23 protein-coding genes and 1 pseudogene are annotated in these 22,469 nt (G+C 40.5%); 7 read left to right on the top strand and 17 right to left on the bottom strand.

Features of this window, described 5'->3' with window-relative positions:
- Window positions 1-87: 87 nt before the first annotated feature.
- The 6 genes and pseudogenes from Q0Y52_RS09870 to Q0Y52_RS09845 all read left to right on the top strand — a co-directional run.
- A protein-coding gene (locus Q0Y52_RS09870; RefSeq protein WP_297817961.1) for an IS3 family transposase occupies window positions 88-1,244 on the top strand; the annotation gives its coding sequence in 2 pieces (ribosomal slippage) (window positions 88-334 and window positions 334-1,244; 1,158 coding nt in all).
- A gap of 678 nt (window positions 1,245-1,922) precedes the next feature.
- Window positions 1,923-3,230, top strand: coding sequence for a cystathionine gamma-synthase family protein (locus Q0Y52_RS09865; protein ID WP_297821075.1), 1,308 nt, complete (start codon window positions 1,923-1,925; stop codon window positions 3,228-3,230).
- Between the two features lie 452 nt (window positions 3,231-3,682).
- Window positions 3,683-3,961, top strand: coding sequence for a transposase (locus Q0Y52_RS09860; protein ID WP_297821073.1), 279 nt, complete (start codon window positions 3,683-3,685; stop codon window positions 3,959-3,961).
- Window positions 3,962-3,993: 32 nt separating this feature from the next.
- Window positions 3,994-4,404, top strand: a complete 411-nt coding sequence (locus Q0Y52_RS09855) for an IS3 family transposase (protein WP_297821071.1) — start codon at window positions 3,994-3,996, stop codon at window positions 4,402-4,404.
- A gap of 51 nt (window positions 4,405-4,455) precedes the next feature.
- A protein-coding gene (locus Q0Y52_RS09850) for an IS3 family transposase (protein ID WP_297816348.1) occupies window positions 4,456-5,612 on the top strand; the annotation gives its coding sequence in 2 pieces (ribosomal slippage) (window positions 4,456-4,702 and window positions 4,702-5,612; 1,158 coding nt in all).
- Between the two features lie 8 nt (window positions 5,613-5,620).
- Window positions 5,621-6,038: pseudogene (locus Q0Y52_RS09845) on the top strand (IS3 family transposase); the annotation flags it as partial.
- A gap of 159 nt (window positions 6,039-6,197) precedes the next feature.
- On the opposite strand, the gene Q0Y52_RS09840 reads toward Q0Y52_RS09845, so the two are convergent.
- From Q0Y52_RS09840 to Q0Y52_RS09825, 4 genes are all read right to left on the bottom strand, one after another.
- Complete coding sequence (locus Q0Y52_RS09840) at window positions 6,198-6,851, bottom strand: DUF1919 domain-containing protein (RefSeq protein ID WP_297821069.1); 654 nt, start codon at window positions 6,849-6,851, stop codon at window positions 6,198-6,200.
- A gap of 452 nt (window positions 6,852-7,303) precedes the next feature.
- Window positions 7,304-8,068 (bottom strand): SDR family oxidoreductase, encoded by a 765-nt coding sequence (locus tag Q0Y52_RS09835; protein WP_297821067.1) that lies wholly within the window; start codon window positions 8,066-8,068, stop codon window positions 7,304-7,306.
- A gap of 110 nt (window positions 8,069-8,178) precedes the next feature.
- Window positions 8,179-9,621, bottom strand: a complete 1,443-nt coding sequence (locus Q0Y52_RS09830; RefSeq protein WP_297821064.1) for an adenosine deaminase — start codon at window positions 9,619-9,621, stop codon at window positions 8,179-8,181.
- 246 nt (window positions 9,622-9,867) lie between these two features.
- Window positions 9,868-10,023: a hypothetical protein gene (locus Q0Y52_RS09825; RefSeq protein WP_297821062.1), complete on the bottom strand. Its 156-nt coding sequence runs from the start codon at window positions 10,021-10,023 to the stop codon at window positions 9,868-9,870.
- A gap of 187 nt (window positions 10,024-10,210) precedes the next feature.
- Between Q0Y52_RS09825 and Q0Y52_RS09820 the strand changes: the two genes are divergently transcribed.
- Window positions 10,211-10,564: a RidA family protein gene (locus Q0Y52_RS09820; RefSeq protein ID WP_297821060.1), complete on the top strand. Its 354-nt coding sequence runs from the start codon at window positions 10,211-10,213 to the stop codon at window positions 10,562-10,564.
- Between the two features lie 198 nt (window positions 10,565-10,762).
- On the opposite strand, the gene Q0Y52_RS09815 is transcribed toward Q0Y52_RS09820, so the two are convergent.
- The 13 genes from Q0Y52_RS09815 to nadC all read right to left on the bottom strand — a co-directional run bounded on the left by Q0Y52_RS09815 (window position 10,763) and on the right by nadC (window position 22,445).
- Window positions 10,763-12,103, bottom strand: coding sequence for an MATE family efflux transporter (locus Q0Y52_RS09815; RefSeq protein ID WP_297821058.1), 1,341 nt, complete (start codon window positions 12,101-12,103; stop codon window positions 10,763-10,765).
- Between the two features lie 131 nt (window positions 12,104-12,234).
- The gene (gene trxC / locus Q0Y52_RS09810) at window positions 12,235-12,666 is read right to left on the bottom strand and encodes a thioredoxin TrxC (RefSeq protein WP_297821056.1); all 432 of its coding nucleotides are present in this window, start codon (window positions 12,664-12,666) and stop codon (window positions 12,235-12,237) included.
- 46 nt (window positions 12,667-12,712) lie between these two features.
- A complete protein-coding gene (locus tag Q0Y52_RS09805) occupies window positions 12,713-13,813 on the bottom strand; it encodes a glutathione S-transferase family protein (protein ID WP_297821054.1) in 1,101 nt (366 codons plus the stop codon).
- 320 nt (window positions 13,814-14,133) lie between these two features.
- Window positions 14,134-15,168: an alpha/beta fold hydrolase gene (locus Q0Y52_RS09800; protein ID WP_297821052.1), complete on the bottom strand. Its 1,035-nt coding sequence runs from the start codon at window positions 15,166-15,168 to the stop codon at window positions 14,134-14,136.
- Between the two features lie 115 nt (window positions 15,169-15,283).
- Window positions 15,284-16,024 (bottom strand): glutathione peroxidase, encoded by a 741-nt coding sequence (locus tag Q0Y52_RS09795; RefSeq protein ID WP_297821050.1) that lies wholly within the window; start codon window positions 16,022-16,024, stop codon window positions 15,284-15,286.
- A 123-nt stretch (window positions 16,025-16,147) separates the two neighbouring features.
- Window positions 16,148-16,390: a DNA gyrase inhibitor YacG gene (gene yacG, locus Q0Y52_RS09790; protein WP_297821048.1), complete on the bottom strand. Its 243-nt coding sequence runs from the start codon at window positions 16,388-16,390 to the stop codon at window positions 16,148-16,150.
- Window positions 16,391-16,426: 36 nt separating this feature from the next.
- Window positions 16,427-17,179, bottom strand: a complete 753-nt coding sequence (zapD, locus tag Q0Y52_RS09785; RefSeq protein WP_297821046.1) for a cell division protein ZapD — start codon at window positions 17,177-17,179, stop codon at window positions 16,427-16,429.
- A 105-nt stretch (window positions 17,180-17,284) separates the two neighbouring features.
- A complete protein-coding gene (gene coaE / locus Q0Y52_RS09780) occupies window positions 17,285-17,908 on the bottom strand; it encodes a dephospho-CoA kinase (protein ID WP_297821044.1) in 624 nt (207 codons plus the stop codon).
- A 12-nt stretch (window positions 17,909-17,920) separates the two neighbouring features.
- Window positions 17,921-18,814, bottom strand: coding sequence for an A24 family peptidase (locus tag Q0Y52_RS09775; RefSeq protein WP_297821042.1), 894 nt, complete (start codon window positions 18,812-18,814; stop codon window positions 17,921-17,923).
- Between the two features lie 110 nt (window positions 18,815-18,924).
- Complete coding sequence (locus Q0Y52_RS09770; RefSeq protein ID WP_297821039.1) at window positions 18,925-20,133, bottom strand: type II secretion system F family protein; 1,209 nt, start codon at window positions 20,131-20,133, stop codon at window positions 18,925-18,927.
- Between the two features lie 77 nt (window positions 20,134-20,210).
- Entirely contained in the window at window positions 20,211-20,639 is a 429-nt protein-coding gene (locus Q0Y52_RS09765; protein WP_297821037.1) for a prepilin-type N-terminal cleavage/methylation domain-containing protein, read from the bottom strand.
- A 263-nt stretch (window positions 20,640-20,902) separates the two neighbouring features.
- Window positions 20,903-21,382 carry a helix-turn-helix transcriptional regulator gene (locus tag Q0Y52_RS09760; protein WP_366939275.1) on the bottom strand — a complete coding sequence of 160 codons (480 nt, stop codon included), beginning with the start codon at window positions 21,380-21,382 and terminating at the stop codon, window positions 20,903-20,905.
- A 202-nt stretch (window positions 21,383-21,584) separates the two neighbouring features.
- Complete coding sequence (gene nadC / locus Q0Y52_RS09755; protein WP_297821035.1) at window positions 21,585-22,445, bottom strand: carboxylating nicotinate-nucleotide diphosphorylase; 861 nt, start codon at window positions 22,443-22,445, stop codon at window positions 21,585-21,587.
- Between the last annotated feature and the right edge of the window lie 24 nt (window positions 22,446-22,469).

Here is a 22,469-nt window from a genome sequence, read left to right as displayed (position 1 = left end):
ATAGACCCACGTTAATAGTCGATTTGTTGTGGTTGAATTAACCGGACACTTCAATAAAGGATTATAATCCTGTTAATTGAGGTGAATATGACTAAACGAACAAATAAACATTATCCCGCAGAATTTAAACAAGAAGCGGTCGCTCTGGTAATAGAGCAAGACTATCCAATCGTACAAGCTGCTGCATCTTTAGGTGTGACAGACAAACTACTTTACAACTGGGTAGCTAAGCATAAGAAACAGGCACTAGGTGACGTGTTGTCTGGCGATGAACGAGCAGAGTTAATTCAACTCAGGAAAGATAGTAAACGTCTACAAATGGAGCGTGAAATCCTAAAAAAGGCAAGTGCCTTCTTCGCGAAAGAAATGAAGTAAGATATTCTTTTATAAGTGAGCTTGATGCTAAGTATCCTGTGTCAGTCGCTTGTAAAGTGATGGAAGTGAGTTCGTCAGCATACTACGCATGGCTAAAAAAACCTGGTGAACTCATTAGCGCTCAAATGCTAAGACTGTATCGACGAGCCAAAGCATTATTCAAGGCAAGTCGAAACAGTTTAGGCAGCAGAGAGCTTGCTAAAGCACTACGCAAAGAAGGCTTTGAAATAACGCGGTATCGCGCCATTAAGTTAATGGAACGGCTTAAATTAGTTGTGACTCAGCGAATAGCTTATAAAGTGACAACCAAGCGCAAACACAGTGATGCTGTGGCTGACAACTTGCTAAATATGAATTTCAATCCTGTTGGACCCAATCAAATTTGGGCGGGTGATGTGTCCTATTTAAAGACTGGTGAGGGCTGGTTGTACTTAGCCATTGTCATGGATTTGTATTCACGCCGGATTGTAGGTTGGCATATATCAAAACGCATGACGCGTGATTTGGTCGAGCAAGCACTGACAAAGGCTCATAATTTACGCAAACCACCAAAAGGTTTGGTGTTTCACAGTGACAGAGGCTCTCAGTACACGAGTAAAGGCTTTAGAAATCTACTGTCGCGATTAGAGTGTCGAGCTAGTATGGGAGATGTTGGAGCTTGCTGGGATAATGCTGTTGTGGAGCGCTTCTTTGGAAGTTTAAAGCATGATTGGTTGTTTAAAGTACCGCAGCCCACTCGAACACATATGCGAGAAGATGTTGCTAGGTACATGAAATATTATAATGTTGAGCGACTACATTCAGCTAATTTGGATCAATCGCCAATTGAATTTGAAAACTCCTTTAGAAAAGTGTCCGGTTGGACTTGACCAGAACAATTTTATTGTGACTTGTATGGGCGGTGCCGCTAACTTTTAAACAGGTTATTTGATGAAGTCTAATTATTTTGGGGAGTCTGACGAGTCACAACAGTATGCCGACATAACATCCATGTGTGACTAGCAACAAGAGACTAAAAGCCACATAAAGTCGGTTATGATGTCTAATGAAGTGTCACAAGCAGTCAGCTAAGATACCCGAAATTCACTATAATTAGCGCCTGTTGCATAGACTATGCATAGCGTTTATCCTTTTATAAAGCCTTGTATAAACCCTCAACCACGAATGTACTGCAATGATATTTAATATGTTATCAAATGTACGCAAACGTTTTCCATCGCTGCTGGCGTTCCTGTACTTGGTCTAGCGGATATCGAACAGGCTTATTTAGGTATGTTTTATGCCAACAGCAAAAAGAATGCCAGCGTTTGAGTCAGGGGTTTTGACTAAAACGCTGGATTAGGCGCCGTGCGGTCTGGCTATCTTTTAATGGATGAGGCGTTACTGGAGATTTACAACGTTGCCACATGTAACGGGCCAAAACATCGCCTGCACCTGCAAACAATCATTTTGGCTTGGTGCATAGAAAAGGCTGGTGTAACAATCAACAACCCTTAAGATAAACCCCATAAAAAAACCAACAAAACTTATAAAGAGAACAACAGACAATGGCTATTGACGAAAGTTACAAAAAAACCAAAATCGGTGATCACGCCCTTAAGCCTGAAACAATGATGATGTCTTACGGTTATGACCCGCAACTCTCCGAAGGCTCCGTCAAGCCGCCTGTTTTTTTGACCTCCACATTCGCCTACCAAACACCAGAGGAGGGTGAAGAATTCTTTCACATCATGGCTGGCCGAAAGCCCGCCCCACAAGGCAGTGTTGGCGGCCTCATTTACAGTCGTTTCAATCATCCCAATGTCGAAATAATCGAAGACAGACTGTCTCTCTTTGAAGGCTCAGAGCGCTCTGTAGTCTGCTCCAGTGGTATGGGCGCCATTAGCGCAATACTTCTCGCTTATTTGCGTCCTGGTGACGTGATCGTGCAAAGCGCACCTTTATATGGGGGCACCGAAACACTTATCCGTAAATTTCTGCCCGAATTCAACATAGAAACTGGCGAATTTCATGAGGGTCTGGACGAGGCAGCTATGCTCAGCTCTCTGCGTGAAGCTAGCAAAAAAGGTCGAGTTGCCATGGTTTTCATTGAATCCCCCGCCAACCCAACAAACTCTCTTGTTGATTTCGAAGCGCTAAACCGTGTATTAGATATTATTGAAACAGAAACAGACCACCGCCCAATCAGTGTCTGCGACAACACACTCATGGGCCCTGTGTTCCAACAAGTGGTGCCCCAAGGTATTGATATGGCGATGTACTCCCTAACAAAATATGTTGGCGGCCACAGTGACCTTGTCGCTGGAGCTGTCTGTGGTAGCAGTGAAATGCTGCGCCCAGTTCGCGCCACGCGTGGCATTCTGGGTCTTAATCTCGACCCACATACGAGCTGGATGATCTCCCGCTCACTGGAAACCTTAAGCATTCGCATGGAACGTTCCGCTAATAGCGGCCGTAAAGTGGCACAATGGATTGCAGATAATACTTACATTACTGCAGAAGTTCTTCACCCTGATTTCATTGAAGATAAAGCTTACCAAACCGTTTATAAGCACCAATGTTCAGGACCTAGCTCAACATTTTCATTCGTGTTGGACGTGTCAAAATCAGACGCCTTTCGCCTGATCAACAACCTGTCCATTTTCAAATCGGCGGTCAGCCTCGGGGGCAGTGAAAGTCTTACCTGCCACCCAGCTAGTACCACGCATTCTGGCGTACCTGCTGACTTACGTGAGCAATTCGGTGTAACCGATGGTCTTATCCGCCTCTCAATCGGCCTTGAACATCCGGATGATCTCATTGCTGACCTCGATAACGCCTTTCGCAGAACCTTCAAGGATATAAATACTGCTTAACATCTAACGGTGTCATGGACAGAACCTGAATATGGATATGTATTTTCAGGTCAGTCAAATCAAGAAAAGAGGTGCCACTTGAATAGTGAGAAGATGATACAAGCCCTTAATCATAAGTTGAAAATCTGTCTCATATGTCTCCACTTGAGAATTAAGACACGCCTTAAATTCAGGTCAATCCATTGTCTGAAATGTGCTGTGAGCTTAATGGAGTCATTGGTTACAAAGCACTAGTATGGGTCTCTTTGAATGTTGAACTAAACACCATCAACCACTATCAGTTGTTGTTGATTTAAAAAAAGTAAATACCGACACAAATTACTCTTTATTAAATTTGAAACTCACATCCGCATTATAAATAAACGTTCAATGGCTTTTGGTTTATGGTTTATTGATCTTCCCCTGAAACTGTAGACACTTTTTACTTAGAAACCGAAGTAGGTAAAAGTGTTATGAATAAAAAATATCCCGATGAATTTAAACAAGAAGCCGTTCGCCAAGTGGTTGAAAAAGGCTATTCCGTACCTGACGTTTCTAAGCGTTTAGGTATATCCGATAAGTCACTCTACTACTGGGTGAGTAAGGCGAAAGTACCCGCCAGTCAATCCGCAGAGCAAGAAGAAATACGCCAGCTTAAGGCAGAGGTCAAACGCCTGACAGAAGAGCGTAACATCCTAAAGGAGGCCGCCGTGTACTTTGCAAGCGAGTCAAAGAAAAGTACACGTTCATAAAATCACGACTCCATGTTTACCGCGTTAACACTATGTGCAAGGTGTTAAATGTCCACCGCAGTGGTTTTTACGCCTGGTTGAAAGAGCCTCAATCTAATGCGGAAAAAGACAATGTACGATTGCTTGAACAGATTAAAGCCAGTTATGTGCAAAGTGGCGGTGTGTATGGCAGTCCACGCATCACACATGAGCTGCGTCGTTCGGGTGAAACATGCGGTGAAAACCGTGTGGCTAAGTTGATGAAGCAAGCCAAACTCAGAGCTAATATTGGTTATAAACGGCGCTACTTTAAGCCTTCTACGCCTCATATTGCAGCAGATAACCATCTACAGCAGCAATTTGTTGTGTGCGAGACTGATACCGCTTGGGTTGGAGATATTACTTACATCAAGACTTATGAGGGATGGTTGTATCTGGCTGTCGTATTGGACTGTTGTGGTTGAATTAACCGGACACTTCAATAAAGGATTATAATCCTGTTAATTGAGGTGAATATGACTAAACGAACAAATAAACATTATCCCGCAGAATTTAAACAAGAAGCGGTCGCTCTGGTAATAGAGCAAGACTATCCAATCGTACAAGCTGCTGCATCTTTAGGTGTGACAGACAAACTACTTTACAACTGGGTAGCTAAGCATAAGAAACAGGCACTAGGTGATGCATTATCTGGTGATGAACGGGCAGAGTTAATTCAGCTCAGGAAAGATAGTAAACGTCTACAAATGGAGCGTGAAATCCTAAAAAAGGCCAGTGCCTTCTTCGCGAAAGAAATGAAGTAAGATATTCTTTTATAAGTGAGCTTGATGCGAAGTATCCGGTGTCAGTTGCTTGTAAAGTGATGGAAGTGAGTTCGTCAGCATACTACGCATGGCTAAAAAAACCTGGTGAACTCATTAGCGCTCAAATGCTAAGACTGTATCGACGAGCCAAAGCATTATTCAAGGCAAGTCGAAACAGTTTAGGCAGCAGAGAGCTTGCTAAAGCACTACGCAAAGAAGGCTTTGAAATAACGCGGTATCGCGCCATTAAGTTAATGGAACGGCTTAAATTAGTTGTGACTCAGCGAATAGCTTATAAAGTGACAACCAAGCGCAAACACAGTGATGCTGTGGCTGACAACTTGCTAAATATGAATTTCAATCCTGTTGGACCCAATCAAATTTGGGCGGGTGATGTGTCCTATTTAAAGACTGGTGAGGGCTGGTTATATCTAGCAATTGTCATGGATTTGTACTCACGCCGTATTGTGGGCTGGCATATATCAAAACGCATGACGCGTGATTTGGTCGAGCAAGCGCTGATAAAGGCTCATAACTTACGCAAACCACCAAAAGGTTTGGTGGTTCACAGTGACAGAGGCTCTCAGTACACGAGTAAAGGCTTTAGAAATCTACTGTCGCGATTAGGTTGTCGAGCTAGTATGGGGGATGTTGGAGCTTGCTGGGATAATGCTGTTGTGGAGCGCTTCTTTGGAAGTTTAAAGCATGATTGGTTGTTTAAAGTACCGCAGCCCACTCGAACACATATGCGAGAAGATGTTGCTAGGTACATGAAATATTATAATGTTGAGCGACTACATTCAGCTAATTTGGATCAATCGCCAATTGAATTTGAAAACTCCTTTAGAAAAGTGTCCGGTTGGACTTGACCAGAACAGACTTGTTCTCACGCAAAGTGATTGGTTGGTCAATGCAACCGACTATGACATCAGATATTGTGATTAAAGCGCTGCTCATGGCCGTATGGCGACGACCCAAAGCAACACAGGTGATTGTTCATAGCGATCAAGGGAGCCAATATGCAAGCGGTGATTATCGAGATTTCCTAAAAGCGCATAATCTGACTCCGAGTATGAGCAGACGAGGACATTTGTCTGGATAATGCTGTTGCAGAAAGTTTTTTCCACTCGCTCAAGACTGAACGTGTAAAGCGAAAAGTGAACGCAACCCGAAGTGAAGCCAAAGCAGATTTGTTTGATTACATAGAAGTGTTTTACAATCGAACTCGACTGCATAGCCATCTTGGCCATGTGTCTCCAGATGAATATGAAATCATGTATTCACAGGCAAGCTAAGTGTCTATAAAATTGGGGGAAGATTATATGGTTTATTTAGTTTTCTATATGACTCTTAACAACACAATAAGATGTTTACGAAAAATAGATGCGCAAGGGGACAGTCAGATTTGTTTTGATTATCTCGGCTTTGAGCGAATTATAGTTTTTCAACCTTAATTATCTCTTGTAAATAGTCCTATAAATTTTTGAGCTGATTAGCCATTCGGTAAGATTAAAATATAAAAATGTAATTTTAAATAAGCCAAGTCCATTAGGGACACTGATTTTATTTTTCTTATGGCGTTCGTAAACGGCTATTTGAAAGGGAGAATCAATTGTTTTTTTATTATTTGGGACAAATGACACTTTATTTTTAAACGGTAAATTATGGAATGCATTGATTTGCTCATCATTAGCTTTCCAGTCATCACAAATTTTAAAAAAATAATTATCTTTATCCTGTATTTCTAACATCCTATTTTTTCTTTTTATCCACTTTTCTTTGGCTTCTTTACTGGTTTTGTAATGCACAAAATGTATTTCAACGTCCTCTAATACACCCATGGGATAAAACGATGTCTTAAATTGATAGGAATGTATGCTCTCTTCTTGAGGTTTAAACTTCAATTCCAAATTCATGTAATAATCAAAATTAGAAAGTAATTTAATATAACATTCGCCATAAACCCCCAAACCAACAAATGGACTGTTGTAAGGTCTGTCATACCATTGATATACCGCGCCTCCCCAACAGTTGTCAGAAATAATAACAAAATCTTTGTTTTTTAATAATTCTTGTTCTTTTTTAACAATTTCTTTTTTTTGAAACACTCTAATTTTACGAAGGAAGTAGGTGTTCAAGTTTCTTATAAAATTCATAAATTAGCATTTCGTATGTATGTATGCAGAATAATCGTAACACTGATTTCATCACTCAAGGTTTTATTTCTTAGCTATTCTTTTATGAGTCCGCTATCAAGTATTAAATAAAACAAGGTTCATAATTTAAAATTTATCGTTTGTGTTAAAAATACTTTAGCTGTAACGATAAAAAGCATTATTGATATATGCTCACCCTAGAAAGAGTTGGCACATTTCCTAGCAAAACCAGACTTAACTGGAGATAAACGCCAAAAGGGTAAAGGTGACACGTCATGTGACCATTAACACCACTATTCTCGAGTACTTATCTTGGAGCAATGTTGCACCATGACTCAAGTCGACTTAAGTGTGTAGCATGTGAAGGGCGATGGATCATTCGCCCTGACATTTTCATCAACTCGCTAAATAGCGGTTGAGCCACCATCAACAGGTAAAGTTACCCCAGTGGTAAAACCTGCTGCGTCAGAGCTTAAATACAATACAGCACCCACCACCTCGTCCACTTTACCTATTCGGCCGACAGGGTGCATCGCACCAATCGCAAGGGCTTTCTTTGCGTCACTTGCCACCGCACGACGATACATATTGGTATCAATTACAGCTGGGCAAATAGCATTGACTCGGATATTTTTTTTTGCATATTCAACTGCTGCTGACTTAGTGAGTCCCACTACAGCGTGTTTACTCGCAGCATAAATACTCATCTTCGGCGCAGCACCTAACCCGGCAATAGAAGCAGTATTGACTATCGCACCACCGCCAGTTTTAAGCATCATTTGAATTTCGTGTTGCATACACAACCATACCCCTTTGACATTAACGTTCATAATTTTGTCAAAAACGTCCTCACTGCCATCTGCCAATTTACCTGACTCGATATCAATACCCGCATTATTAAACGCAATATCTAGACGACCAAATGAGGTCTGGATAAAGTCGAAAAGGGCTGTCACCGATGATGCCTTACTGACGTCACAGGCATAGAAAGCGGCTTTGTAACCTTGGGCACAAAGACTCTTTGCCACTTGTTCTCCTTCCTTGTCTATATCTGTCAATACCACCTTGGCACCTTGTGCTGCAAAAGCCCGAGCGGCAGATTCACCAATTCCAGCGGCAGAGCCTGTGACTAATACAACCTTGTCTAAAAACCCATTCTGATTAACCATTTATGCATTCTCAATTTTTTAGTAGTCTGAAGACTATCAAGTCGAACCTAAAACAAAAAATTGGTTTTCTAGATGTTGTCCTATCAATAGAATGAATGCTTGAAAAATGCTTAATCACATAACTGATAACGTTGGCAGATAAATAACCGCTTATTAGGTTTAATCTGGTTGAGCATTTGCTCACCTTTTTGCTGAAATGTCTCCGCAAACTTTATGACTCGATTAGCATAGCTTTTTAACAATCTTTGTTTATTTTCCTCATCGATAAAACTGAAGGTTAATGAGTTTTCACCTAAACTAATCAACTCCTGCCATGATAAATTAAACTCCTTTACAGCCACATAGTATTCGTCTGTCATGGTCGAGTCCCACATGCCTCTGTCGTCGGTTGATAGTGCTACGGGTATACCTGTTCTTAAATATTCAGGGAAAGGGTGCTGATTGTATTGGCTGACAAACTCAAGTAATAAATTACTGATCAAATTAATTTCAACTAAATATCTATTGTCGCGCATTAATAACATAGTCTGAGGATCCGTAATCAGATTAACGCCATGACCGATACGGTCTGCGCCTAAGAGTAAAGTATCACGCACATGAAAGTTAGGCTCATCCACCTCCCCTGCATGAATGGCTAATTTGACTGCAGGTATAGTTTGTCGAAGTTCACGCAAGGTCTTTAAAAAACGCAATGGATAACCTTTATCATTGTCTTCTCTGCCAACCATATTAAGACCCACCAGCACATCTCGATTTCTATCAGCCAATCGATATATGCGCTTTAAGTTTTCTTCTGCATCGGGTGTAAATCTTAATAATGAATGTTGCAATCTTGCTGTCACACCAGATTCAACAGCATCGTTTTTCGTTAACCGCTGGCGAAATAAGTCTATAACGTCATCACCTCCATAAACACTGCCATCAGGTTTAAGTTGGTTAAATGCACTAATTTGAGTTTCTAAATAAGTCAGGCCCTCATCAGCAAAAGCCTGCATATTTTTGACTAACATTTCAGCCAGTAACGTGGGGTTACGCCCTAAATCATTAAGTCTTAACCAGTGCTTCTCAAAAAATTCTGAGCGTCCTTCAAAGGTCTTATCCAAGCGGATACTATGTAACCATGCTGTTTTTTGCTTATGATTTAATTCGCTCAACAAGTGGTACTCAGATTTTTCACACTGGCTTAATGCGTTGTAATGACTGTGTTGAATATTACGAAACAGTAAAGATTGCGGCGCCGAACCAAATTCATTTGTACCATAACCTTTACAATGCTTTATAACGGTGCGCGTATAATAACGATACCCCCCGTTTTGTTCAGGCTGAGTGGCCAATTCATACCACCACTCACTGAAGTTGGAGCCTCCTAGATGATGATGTAAATCACCACCTTTTGGCAGCAAATACAAAAAATTATAAAGCTGTTGGGGAGTAGCTGTTTGTTTAAATTCAGTAAACCAGCGGTCTGAATTGTTACTCCTCACGGAGCTAGAAAAAATAACCAAGACTAGGCTCAAAATACACAACATCAACTTTTCACTTCGCTGCTGCATTGCTCTTCCTGAAGTCAACCAATCATAAAAAAAAATGACCATGACATTATCCGTTCTCTGTAAGTCTATTCATTAATCTAAGCAAAAATTTGACCCATGAGTCAAATAACTTCAGCAATTTCTATTCTACTTTCCCTTTCACCATGCATTCATGGAACGCTTCATCGGCTGATGTTAGTGTTAATCCAACAGCCTATAAAGTGAAAGCATTAAAGATCGTCAGGTTACTGACACCAATTAAAATAGCTATATATTATTACGCATCATGAAAGTGTCGGCATTGGATATCAGTTGTATACCCGACACCGAAATTCCAACATGATCAGCTGAGCCTAGTTTAATGGTGGTTGGCACAAGACTGCGAAACATATCTTTAACGTCTAAGGCTATAAAATCTTGCATATAAGTTAAAGTCTTGGGCTAGATACTGTGTTTAGAAGCACTGTTACGTTATAAAAGCCATGGTGTTTTATTAATGAAGACATGAGTCATAGCTGAATCGTCTTATACCCTAGCTAGATAAGGCGTATTGGTCATCTGAATATTGTTATGATCTGTCATTGAATAATACACTCGGATAAGCGAAAAAATGACAACTATTCAACGCAAAGAAACCAAACCACGCATGAGCCGAATTGTTATCCACCAAGGCACTATTTACCTTTGTGGACAAGTGTGTGCCGACGCTGCCCAAGACATTGAACATCAAACCCAAACAATGCTCGATAAAGTAGAGCGCCTACTAGTAGACGCTGGTAGCGATAAACAACACATGCTTTCAGCCACAATCTACATCAAAGATATGCAGGACTTTCCGGCCATGAATATGGTGTGGGACAACTGGGTACCTGAGGGTCACGCACCTGCAAGAGCTTGTGTTCAAGCATCCATGGCTAGACCTGAATTATTAGTTGAAATATCTGTCATTGCCGCGAAAAAATAGACAGCAGGTTCACCCTGATATTTTTGTCATCTCAATAACATTTTGTGAGATCCATCACCGACGGTTAAACGATTGACACGGCCCTTATGCCAGCCCCCTATCTTATGGCTAGAGCGTGTGTTGGATAGTGAGGTTAGTACCGGGAGCGGGGTGAGTTTATTGGCTAATTTGTCAATGAAGAAAATTGAACTCGTCGGCTTAGACCTGCTTTTTTAGCCACCATAATGTATACCAACCAACAACCAAGCCTGACAGTACATTGGCCGCAGCAATAGCGACATAAACCGATTTAATATCAAAATACATACCAGCTATGACACTCAGTGGCACATACAACAGTGCCGTTCTAAATAAGTAGTAGCCTAATGAGCTGATCGGTCGGCCTAGCGCATTAAACGCAGCGGCTGAGACAATCACAATGCCATATCCCCACAGTCCAATTGTGGCGATACCAAGATAGCTAGAAGACTCTTTTGCAATACCAGCATCGGAGGATAATGTTTGACTGATAGGCTCAGCCAAAAAATATAATAACGTTAATATAAAGGCTGACCAAATGCAGCACATAAGGTAACAAAACTTCACAGCTTGCAGTACCCTGTGCTTTTTATTCGCCCCCCAATTTTGCCCCACTATGGGCGCAATAGAAGCAGACAATGCAAACATTGGGATACAAGCAAAAGTCTCAATTCGCGTAGCCACACCAAAAGCAGCGACTGTCTCAGCCCCAAAAGTTGCAATAACACCAGTAACGATAGTCACGCCAAAAGGATTAACAGCACTGCCAAGACCTGCTGGTATTCCCACTTTTAATACTTTTTTACAGGATTGAATCATTTCAGATAATGCGGGCACCAACAAAACAATCATTTTTTCGCGGTAGTAGGCAATGTATAAGGCCAATATCAAAGAAAATACTCTTGCGATAAGAGTGCCGTATGCTGCACCTTCTATATTAAAAGCAGGAATGGGCCCCCAGCCAAAGACTAAAATAGGCGTCGCGATGATATTGATTACAGCAGCACCGATCATGATAATACTTGGCCATACTGCATCACCTACCGCCCTAATAATTGCATGGGCAACCATAGGGATGACCAAAAACGGCATGGAGATGTACCAAATCCACATATAACGTTCAATCATCAAAAGCACCTCACCTTGCGCCCCCAAGACCATAAACAGAGGTTCAATAGTCAACAACCCAATTATTGAAATAACCATCACAATTAACGTTGCAATAATTAAACTATCAGTCGAGAGGCGTTTAGCTTGTTTCTCATTTTTAGCACCCATCGCTTGCGAAACCACAGCCGCGGCTCCTGCACCTAAGCCTATGGCTAAACTTGCGATGGTTATAGTAATAGGGAAAGTAAATGACAGTGCAGCAAGTTCGTTTGTGCCAAGCTTACCTACAAAGTAAGTATCAACAATAGACACAGACATAGTCGCCATAATGCCCACTATCATAGGCAAGGTCATAGCAGCAATAGCAGTCCACAGAGACCCTATGGTTAAATCACGCGAAGATTGACTCATGGAGTTCCTTGTATTTTTCTGAACAACCCACTTGTCTTACTACAAAATGAGCAATGATCGTAGTTACGTAGTTAAACTCAAATAGGAGGCTTTATTTGGTAAATCATTTTGTAAAGGCACAACTCTCCTTTTTAGCTTAATTTTTGCAGACACCGCATTATCCAGTTTTTTAACTGTGACTCACTTAAGCCACCAGAAATACTATCGACCTCTTTACCATGATGAAAAAACACCAAAGTAGGAAGACTGCGAATAGTCGCTTCCGATGACACTTGCTGCGCTTTTTCAGTATTCACTTTAGCAAATAACAAACCTTCAGACTCTTTTGCAACAGCACTAAAGACCGGTGCCATTGTCTTACAAGGGCCGCACCAGCTTGCCCAAAAATCGACAACGACAGGCAAGTCATTTTTTTCAATGTAGCGATAAAAAGAAGCATCAGATAATTCAATTGGACTCGAAGAGTAGGCCGCTTTTTGACATTTACCACATTTAGCCTGTGTATGACTTTTATCTTCTGGCATACGGTTTATCGCGAGGCAATGAGAACAAACTATGTGCATTGATTTTCCTATAAGTCGTCTATTAAAATTTAATGGAATGGTGATTTCAATCACACAATACCAATTTATTGTTCACTCTACTGACTCTTTTTTTAATATCGAGCTGCATACTATTAAGTCCACCAACTGATTGTAAAAAAGCATCAACTGATAACTTCTGTTTGCTATCGAATTGATGGTAGCAGTCTAATATTCGCTGCACTTTCCACTGATGAAACGTACCAATGGCCCGCTTATGTGTCGTATCTCCAATAGTAAAATTGTGTTCACCTATGGTTCTGGGAATTTCGGCAATATGCGGGTTTTGGTCAATCCACGTATCTAAACGCTTCACTGTGTTAGACAACACTGGCCATTGTTCTTTAAACATACGATTAAGCAGCTCAAGCAAAGTATCAGGTATGACATCATCATCTAAAAATACACCTTCAATGTCTTGGGGTTGATTCATCCTTTCAACCCATTTAGCCACATTAGGTGCTATTTTTCTCATTATGGCTGCGGGTGCAGGATCTCGATATAAATGTGCATATAAGGGCCCCATCAACCCAAAATCACCTAAACAAGGCTTACTCCCTAATAGATAATCATGTTCGCAAAAGTGTTTATCCAGCAGAGGTAATACATGATTTTCATACCAATTTTCAATTGCAGGAATGCTCTTATCCGTTATCCCTAACAAAGGTACAAAACCCTTGAATTTCGCACCAATTTTTTTGCCTATAAAGGCGCGGATAATCTTTGGCATATTCGGCGTAATGACTTTACCAAACTCCTGATAAACAAACGGGAAATTGGCCTTATTCCAACGATAATGCATAGCCGGTATGACTAGCCATTCATCTGCCCAAGTTTCAAATAAGTAAGAAACCAACTTCTGTTTAGCGGTTGTGGGCATAACCGAACGTTGTGGATGACGTTGCTCTAAAGTGTCGATAATATTTGAAGTGTCTTGTAAATACTCATTACCTGGCGTTTTCAGAACAGGCACAAAGCGCACCCCTGTTTTGGGCACAATAATACTTTTGTAGATCTTAAGTGAAGAAAACACTTCGCTATAAGGCAAATTTTTAAAAATCAAATAGGCTCTTGCTTTACCTGTGTACAAAGACATAGGCGCACCATAAAGTGTGTATTCATTTGACATAATTAACTCATCGGTTGGTTAAAATAGGTAACTAAGAATTAACCCAAGCATAGCTATTTTACTTGCAAACAATGGCATTTCTTTAGTTGATGGTTAACTATACAGTCTGCACAATCATTTCATGAGCGGCAACCAGAACAGCTCCTGATTTTTGGTGTGGCGATCAAACATTGCCACTTTAAATATACCTTTGGACATTCTGACAATCTAGGCCAACCAGTTCTTCTGCCAGCCACTTGACAAGTGCATTTTTTATCAGAAAAATTGATAACCCAAAGTATAACAAGACACGATTTATGTTTAACAGATGAGGATAGAACTTAATACGTGCTCAAAAACTGCTTCAAAGAGCCTAACATTTCTGCATGTTTAGGGTTGGCTTTGGGTACATTACAAGATGAAACGTGTTCCGGTATTGATGTGTCAAATTGCATATCAGATAATTGCTCTTCGTTTATCACCACATCTGCATGGCAGACATCCGCATCCAGAGAAATTTCAAATAATGTATCAGGGCCTGAGTTGACTGCAATAAGGTTTTTAACACCTATTATCGGCGTAGTTATATCTGCCATTGAGTGAGCTGCAAAAATCGGTAGGTTGAGCGGCGCACCTTTTTCAATTAAATCTCGAACTGAAAAGATAACCTCAGTTAATTCAAATGCTGAAAAACGCGCAACACTTGGATACTTGTAGGGATTGGGTCCCTGGGTTGCATAGTCGCCATCTAACACTTTAGCCAACTTCTGTATTCCCCAGATATTGGCTATTGACTCTACACTTGATTCAAGCGCTAACGCGCCAGAAAATAACATTAACCCTTTAACTGATTGTGGATTTTGTAAAATATACTCAGTGGCCAAAGCTCCGCCTGTGGAAAAACCACCTAAGTAACGTTGTTCACCTAAACTCGCTGCATACTCATTCACCTCCAACACATGCGCTCGCCAGCGGTCTGCTAATCCAGAGTCTTGCATATCTGCATCGGCTTGATTTTTACCATGGCCCGGTAGCAAGACAACAATCACGTTATTGCCTTGCTGGTGAATGGATCGAGCAATAGAACGGAAAAAAAATGGTGAGTCACTTAACCCATGAAACAATACCACCACTTTTTCTGTGACTTTATTATGATGTAAAATATAAGGGGCGTTACCGTCATTTTTTAAGCTATCAGAACAAACCCTAAACACATTCTCTTCAGGGGTAAGACAGCCACGAGTGGTGCCAAGTTGACCTTGGTAAATAGCATCAAATTTATCAAATTCGAGCTTAATAGATACGGAAGTTGCAGAAGATACAACAAAAGAATAGGTGTTAGCCACCAATATCAGCAGCGGTAAAAGTAACTTCATTTTGTGAAAATTTTATTATTTAATATCCTCATACTATATCCATTCGCCTAGCAATTTACTAATTTGTCAGCAAAAAAATGGCGCTTGTAAGCGCCATTTTTAATTTGAATAAAACTTATGCGAAATAAGCTTCTAAATCGTCAGTACCGCCGATTAACTTGCCACCAATAAATACTTGAGGCCAAGAATCGTTGCCAGATAGAGCTTTTAGTGCAGTAAATGAAACGTCTTTACCCATAATCAATTCTTCATACTCAAAACCTTTTGCATCAAGCAATGCTTTTGCTTTAGTACAAAAAGGGCAACCAGACTTAGTTAAAATAGCCGTCGCTACAGAAGCCTTAGCATCAGGTGCAACATAGGCTAGCATGGTATCAGCATCTGATACTTCAAAAGGGTCGCCTGGTAAGTCTGGCTCAATAAACATTTTATCTACTATGCCGTCTTTAACCAGCATAGAATAACGCCAGCTGCGTTTACCAAACCCGATTTCAGATTTATTGACTAATAAACCCATACCATCAGTAAAATCACCATTTCCATCTGGAATAAGCATCACATTATCTGATTCTTGTGCTTCTGCCCATGCGTTCATAACAAATGTATCGTTTACAGACACACACACAATCTCGTCTACACCATTAGCTTTAAAGGTTTTAGCCAATTCATTGTAACGAGGTAAATGAGTAGAAGAACAAGTAGGAGTAAAAGCGCCAGGTAAAGAGAAAACAACGACAGTTTTACCTTTAAATAACTCGTCTGTAGTGATTTTAACCCACTCGTCGTTAACACGAGCAGCAAAAGTACATTCTGGTACTGCTTGTCCTGATTTATCTGCAAAATTTGGGTTAGACATATTGGTCTCCTATCTAGGGTTAATAAAATTAATTTTTCTAATATACATACTGTTTTTAATCATTCAAAATAATTATTATCGATTAAGGCAATCTATTAAATTAATCAAGAGTCTATTAATTAATCACTCTTTAAAAAAATCTTCAGATTGCTCACTTAACATTGCCTCAATATCTTCAATATCAAAGTCAGACAGTTTAATTATTTCCTGATCTTTGTTCGCACCACAAGGAATGGACTTTTCCTCGTCGGCCCACTCACCTAAATCAATTAACTGACATAATTTACTGCAAAACGGACGAAAAAGATTACTTTGGATCCATTCCACATGTTTTTTACAATTGGGGCAGTTGACTTTATTTGTCATGAGAGTAAATCACCTCGATCAGGTCAATGGAAACATTTAGCAACACGCTAACTTAAAGCTCACTTTACTGTCTACAGATGCGCTACCCTGCATAGTAGGGGTAAAAAAAGTAAAACGAATAGCATAGCGATATTTATTTCCTGACAACATTGGGAAATATCCGTCGTCAGTTGAACTCAAAACTCGAATCAACTCATTTTTATCTTCAGCAATACCTTGATAAAACCCTTTTTCCGCTTCAGCTGCACTAAAGCGTCCTCTTTCGCGCAAAAAAGACAGGGTCATTTCAATCGCCTGCTGAATAGGCGTGAGTTCCTGGAGCCAAATATTGATATCTCGCAGTTTGTTTTCACTCGGTAGATGCAACCAATAGTGTAAGTTGGGTAAATCAAAACTACAGGCCCCCCCAGGAATTGAGAAACGCTGCCTTATAGACGCCAGAAACCGGTCTTCTTTGAGTTCTGCACCCACTTTTTTATTGCTTTTTAACGACTCACGTAAACGAAGAATTTTGCGTAATGCAAATTGTAAGGCATCGTCATCAATATTTGGATGTTGCGACCATATAACTAAGTTTTTTTCGTGAGACTCAATATCTTTAAGTACGTCGTTTCGCAAATCGATGCGTTCTGACAAATCGAGTAAGGTAAAAAGACAGTCTAGAAAATTAATATACTGCCAATCCTCACTGGCCATTTTACCTTGCTCGAGCTGCTTAAATAACTGCTCAAACCTAAGGTAAGTGCGTACCTTTTCATTGAGTGGAAATTCGTAAATTGCTTGAGACATGGTGACCTGTTTATATTGGTTGTACTGCGAGGCTTAGATTAAACAAACATTGTAAAGAAGTTTTAGTCAAATCAATAGACCAAAATCAATTTGTCTTTAACAAGCCTATTCTTTTTGCTTAGCCATTTGCAGATACCTTTTGTGTAATTGCGCAACTTGTGTAGCTAAATCATTAACTTGACCGTTATTATCAATGATATCGTCTGCCACAGCCAAACGCTGCTGCCTAGTTGCCTGAGCACGCATAATTGCAAGGATTTGTTGTTCATTTGTTTTATCACGTAACAGGGTTCTTTGTAGTTGGGTTTGTTCATCTACATCGACAATAACCACCCTGTCGACTTGCTCATATAATTTACTTTCAACCAATAATGGCACACTTAAAAGACAATAAGCCGATTTGGCTTGTTTAGTCTGTAACAACATTTGTTGCCTGATGGCCGGATGCAAAAGTTGATTGAGCCAATTTTTGGTTTCGATGTTGTTAAAGACTAAATTACGGAGTTTAGCTCTATCCAAAGTACCTGAAGATGATCCACCTGACTCATTTAAAACAAACTGACCAAACTTATGAACTATGGCTTTTAGTGCTGGCGAACCTGGTTCTACCACTTCTCTGGCAATCACATCAGCATCAATCACTTCAATCCCATACTTTGCAAACAAATCAGTAACAGTGGTTTTACCACTACCTATCCCACCACTGATACCAACAACATAATTACTCATGCCAAACACCACTCACTGCAACATCCACTGCCAATACTGCATAACAATCCAATCGCCATATAACAAAGTTAACCAGCCAGCAGCAGCTAGATAAGGGCCAAAGGGAATGGGTTGATCTTTGTCTTTACCTTGTATTGCCAGCAGACTCACTCCCACAACCGCACCCACAAATGAAGACAGTAATATCACTACGGGCAAATGTTGCCAACCTACCCAAGCACCTATTGCAGCCAGTAATTTGAAATCGCCATATCCCATACCCTCTTTACCGGTCAGTAATTTAAACGCCCAATACAAGCTCCACAAGCTTAAATAACCCACAGCAGCGCCAATCAACGCATCTTGGCTCGACACAAAAGGACTTTCGATACTGAGCAGCAAGCCTAACCATAACAACGATAAGGTTAATTGGTCTGGCAATAACATAGTATCTAGGTCGATAAAAGTCATAGCAATCAGTAACCAAGTGGCTAGAACAGCGGCAAGGCCCACCAAACCAAAACCAAAATGCCAGGCGACCAAAGTAGATAGCAGGCCAGTGGCCAATTCAACCAAAGGGTAGCGACTTGAGATGGGATTTTTACATTGGCTACATTTTCCTTTGAGCAGAAACCAACTAATTAAAGGAATATTTTCCCAAACTCTGATTTTATGTTGGCATTTTGGGCAAGTTGAATCAGGTTTAACTAAATTGAATGGCGGCTCTTTGGGACGGCCAGTCAAAGGCGAGGCTTGATTTTCTAAAACCGTATACTCAGCTATTTCCGCTTTCCACGACCGTTCCATCATAACGGGCAAACGATAAATAACCACATTCAAAAAACTGCCTACCATCAAACTGATAATAAACACAAAACCCATAAAAAAGGCAGGCGAGTCAGCCATTAATTGAAACGATGCGTGCATAAATTAACTTATAAAAAATGAGTGATACTTAATAAATGACACCAGCTTGCCAGAATTTCAGCTGGCATGCCATGGCAGAGGTAATAGTAACTTAAAAAGATTAAAATGACTTAAACCACATTACCCATTTCAAATATGGGCAAGTACATGGCGACAATCAATCCACCAATCACTACGCCCAAGACTGCCATGATCATTGGTTCCAGTAAACTGGTTAACCCATCAACCATATCGTCTACCTCTGCTTCGTATATGGTAGCCACTTTGCTTAGCATCTCGTCAACCGCGCCGGCTTCTTCACCTATCGCTATCATCTGTACCACCATTTCAGGAAATACAGAAGTAGAACGCATACCAACATTCATAGGAATTCCAGCTGACACTTCCTTTCTAACAAATAAAATCGCATCACGAAATACCGCATTACCTGCCGCCCCTGCCGCAGAGTCCAATGCCCCCATTAGAGGGACACCTGCCGCAAAAGTGGTGGCTAAAGTACGCGTAAACCTAGCAACAGAGGCTTTTATAAGAATGTCGCCAATCAAGGGTATCTTTAGAATTTTTTTATCGACAGCATCTCTGAGTTTTAGAGATTTTTTATGGGCTCTGGCAAACAAAGTCCCAGCAGCAAATATCACACCGGCAATAATCAAGCCGTAGTCTTGCATCCCTCTAGATATACCCAAAACAAACTGCGTAAAGGCAGGTAGCTCTGCGCCAAAACTAGAAAATATTTCTTCAAATTGGGGTACCACAAATATCAGTAGAATAGTCGTAACAATAAAAGCCACGACAACCACCGCAATGGGGTAAAACATGGCTTTTTTAATTTTAGATTTAAGGGCTTCAGATTTTTCTTTGTAAATTGCAATTCGGTCGTAAATCGTTTCTAAGGCACCGGATTGTTCGCCGGTTTCTACTAAGTCGCAATATAAATCATCAAAATAATCAGGGTATTTACGCAACGTCGCTGAGAGCGGATTACCTGCGCTAACACTGGCACCTATTTCCCCTAACAAGGTGCGCATAGTTTTATTGGCGTGACCCGAGGCAATCATTTCTATCGTTTGTATTAAGGTGACACCGGCACTGAGCATAGTGGCAATCTGTCTAGATAATAATGCAATATCAACAGGCTTAATTTTCTCGCCGCCACCAAATAAAGGTTTGGCGAGTTTTTTGATCCTTCTGGCAGAAATGCCTTGCCTACGCAGTTGATTTTTAGCTTCAACAATAGACATGGCAGAAATTTCGCCTTTGACAACTTGCCCCCGACGATTCGAGCCACTGTAAACAAAAATGGTGGGCGAAGTAGCCATAATTTACTTTACCTGATTAAACACAAAATAAAAAAAACCCGGAAAATCCGGGCCTGTGTCTCTGAAAAACGACAAACTTAGCAAAGTGTAGTTGGGGCACATACTGCAGCCCATGTAATCACTTTTGTCGTGGCGTTCTGAGTCGGGGTAATTGTAAATGTACCGGCTCCAGTAATAGTTGAGTCAGACGCTTTTGTGCCTGTAACCACACCGTCTAGAGTGGCTACACCGGTGGTTCCAGCTGCTGCAACTATGTTAGCCGGAACACCATTAACACCGCCATCACAATCTGCTAAGGCAGTACCCATTTGCACACATATTTCCACCGCAGTTTTGGCAGCGGCAGTGGCGTTTGTCACTTCAGTAAAACGCGCTTTTTCTGTATAAGACTGATAAGCTGGCAAAGCAATCGCTGCCAAAATACCGATAATTGCCACTACAATCATCAATTCGATTAAAGTGAAGCCGCTTTGTTTTTTAACGTTGTTAGTCTGAGTCATGTTCATGGTGTTATCTCCGACACATTTTGTGTCAATTTAAGTTTTAAACGTTTTGCCAGTTGCCGAATTAGGGCGTTGTTTTTGAATTCCTATTCAGTATAGAAGGAGTTAAGCATCTGACAAGTATGCAGATACATACTTAAGTGTTAGTCATTAAACTCCACAAATAAAATCTACAGCCTCAACACCCAATTAACAAGTTAATTAATAGTTGGCTTGAATACACAGCGAAGCTAAACGAAACGCAACCAAGTGTTATTTATCCTCGTTTATTTTCTTTGTAAGCTGCCGTTTGCTGGCTCATTTTCATACCAGATGCCATATTTATCACCCTGATATTTGAGACAATGAAATAAATACGCTGTTGAAAGCATGAATAGGCCACCGACTAATGCCGCTTCATTTGCAAGACCTAAACAGCAAAATATAAAACCACTTATATGCCCAGCAACCTCAATTCGAGTTGCTGATTGCCTACTGGGTCGAGTTTGTAAAAAGTTAAACACAAACCAACATTTTAATATAAAGGGTAAAGCCTTCCAGTTATCTGATTGTTTATCCATTATAAATTTCTCCTGATTCAAAGTTGATACATCAACCTCAAGCGCAGCAGCGAGACATTTAAGAGATTCTAAACTTGCATTTTTACCACTTTCAATTCGTTGAATTGTTCGAACATTTAAACCAGACATTTGAGCTAATTGCTCTTGTGAAAGGTGGAGGCTAATACGTAACTCTTTAAGGATCATTTAACTTACCTCTGCGCATAAGAATCACAAGTATGCATAAATTTCCTTAGTGTCGGTTACGAATTTAAACCGACACTCCCATGACAGTTAGGGATTACCCCATGCTTGGCGACTAATATTCTTTATACAATGACTCTTATACAAACACTTTCACAAGCACTTTCACCCGATCTTTTCACCCGTTTTTTTATAAGCACTATTGTCAAATCTTCGAAGAATGGATTTCTATTACTCTTAAGGACAAATCTATCGCTTGAACATGTTTAGTAAGTGCCCCTGACGAAATAAAATCTACACCTATAGCAGATAAAGCCTTTAAACTTTCAATAGTAATATTACCCGACACCTCCAGTTTGCATTGCCCTTGGTTGACAATCACCGCTTGCTTAAGCATATCCAAACTAAAGTTATCTAGCATCACAATATCGGCCTTAGCCTCAATGGCTTGGTGTAGTTCTTGAATATTTTCTACTTCTACTTCCACAGGTAAATCAGCGTGATGTTCCCTTGCTTTATTAACAGCTGCTTGTATCGAACCACAGGCTAGAATATGATTTTCTTTTATAAGGTAGGCATCATACAGACCAATGCGATGATTTTTACCACCACCACAAGTCACCGCATATTTTTGCGCTAAGCGCATACCAGGCAATGTTTTTCGGGTGTCTAATAATTGCGTGTTAGTTCCGGCTAACTCTTTCACACATTTAGCAACGACAGTGGCCGTGCCTGATAGTGTTTGTAAAAAGTTTAACGCGGTGCGCTCACCTGTTAAAATTCGCCTAGCATTGCCCAACACCCTCACTATTGGCTGATTTACTTTTAGCTCGTCACCGTCTTTGACATACCAGTTCAACTGAATATTTTTATCAATACGAGCAAAAGTTTCTGTGACCCAACCAGCGCCAGCTAATACACAATCTTCACGGGTGATAATATCAGCGGTAATGCTTTGTGTGACGGGGATAAGATTAGCGGTGATATCACCGTGGTCGACATGTTGTCCATCCAAATCTTCTGATAACGCGATTTCAACCGCTGCTTTTATATCAATATTTTGCATAGTTTCTCTTATAACAATGGAGCA

Source organism: uncultured Paraglaciecola sp. (genome assembly GCF_943787955.1).
Lineage (GTDB): Bacteria > Pseudomonadota > Gammaproteobacteria > Enterobacterales > Alteromonadaceae > Paraglaciecola.
The sequence above is the reverse complement of the archived record's forward strand: the minus strand, read 5'-3'. Positions and strand labels throughout refer to the sequence as shown.

Bases quoted from the DNA above. Each gene is read 5' to 3' on its own strand.
- Q0Y52_RS09865 (WP_297821075.1), top strand. From the start codon at position 1,923: ATGGCTATTGACGAAAGTTACAAAAAAACCAAAATCGGTGATCACGCC.
- Q0Y52_RS09860 (WP_297821073.1), top strand. From the start codon at position 3,683: ATGAATAAAAAATATCCCGATGAATTTAAACAAGAAGCCGTTCGCCAA.
- Q0Y52_RS09855 (WP_297821071.1), top strand. From the start codon at position 3,994: ATGTGCAAGGTGTTAAATGTCCACCGCAGTGGTTTTTACGCCTGGTTG.
- Q0Y52_RS09835 (WP_297821067.1), bottom strand. From the start codon at position 8,068: ATGGTTAATCAGAATGGGTTTTTAGACAAGGTTGTATTAGTCACAGGC.
- Q0Y52_RS09830 (WP_297821064.1), bottom strand. From the start codon at position 9,621: ATGCAGCAGCGAAGTGAAAAGTTGATGTTGTGTATTTTGAGCCTAGTC.
- Q0Y52_RS09825 (WP_297821062.1), bottom strand. From the start codon at position 10,023: ATGCAAGATTTTATAGCCTTAGACGTTAAAGATATGTTTCGCAGTCTT.
- Q0Y52_RS09820 (WP_297821060.1), top strand. From the start codon at position 10,211: ATGACAACTATTCAACGCAAAGAAACCAAACCACGCATGAGCCGAATT.
- Q0Y52_RS09815 (WP_297821058.1), bottom strand. From the start codon at position 12,103: ATGAGTCAATCTTCGCGTGATTTAACCATAGGGTCTCTGTGGACTGCT.
- trxC (WP_297821056.1), bottom strand. From the start codon at position 12,666: ATGCACATAGTTTGTTCTCATTGCCTCGCGATAAACCGTATGCCAGAA.
- Q0Y52_RS09805 (WP_297821054.1), bottom strand. From the start codon at position 13,813: ATGTCAAATGAATACACACTTTATGGTGCGCCTATGTCTTTGTACACA.
- Q0Y52_RS09800 (WP_297821052.1), bottom strand. From the start codon at position 15,168: ATGAAGTTACTTTTACCGCTGCTGATATTGGTGGCTAACACCTATTCT.
- Q0Y52_RS09795 (WP_297821050.1), bottom strand. From the start codon at position 16,024: ATGTCTAACCCAAATTTTGCAGATAAATCAGGACAAGCAGTACCAGAA.
- yacG (WP_297821048.1), bottom strand. From the start codon at position 16,390: ATGACAAATAAAGTCAACTGCCCCAATTGTAAAAAACATGTGGAATGG.
- zapD (WP_297821046.1), bottom strand. From the start codon at position 17,179: ATGTCTCAAGCAATTTACGAATTTCCACTCAATGAAAAGGTACGCACT.
- coaE (WP_297821044.1), bottom strand. From the start codon at position 17,908: ATGAGTAATTATGTTGTTGGTATCAGTGGTGGGATAGGTAGTGGTAAA.
- Q0Y52_RS09775 (WP_297821042.1), bottom strand. From the start codon at position 18,814: ATGCACGCATCGTTTCAATTAATGGCTGACTCGCCTGCCTTTTTTATG.
- Q0Y52_RS09770 (WP_297821039.1), bottom strand. From the start codon at position 20,133: ATGGCTACTTCGCCCACCATTTTTGTTTACAGTGGCTCGAATCGTCGG.
- Q0Y52_RS09765 (WP_297821037.1), bottom strand. From the start codon at position 20,639: ATGAACATGACTCAGACTAACAACGTTAAAAAACAAAGCGGCTTCACT.
- Q0Y52_RS09760 (WP_366939275.1), bottom strand. From the start codon at position 21,382: ATGATCCTTAAAGAGTTACGTATTAGCCTCCACCTTTCACAAGAGCAA.
- nadC (WP_297821035.1), bottom strand. From the start codon at position 22,445: ATGCAAAATATTGATATAAAAGCAGCGGTTGAAATCGCGTTATCAGAA.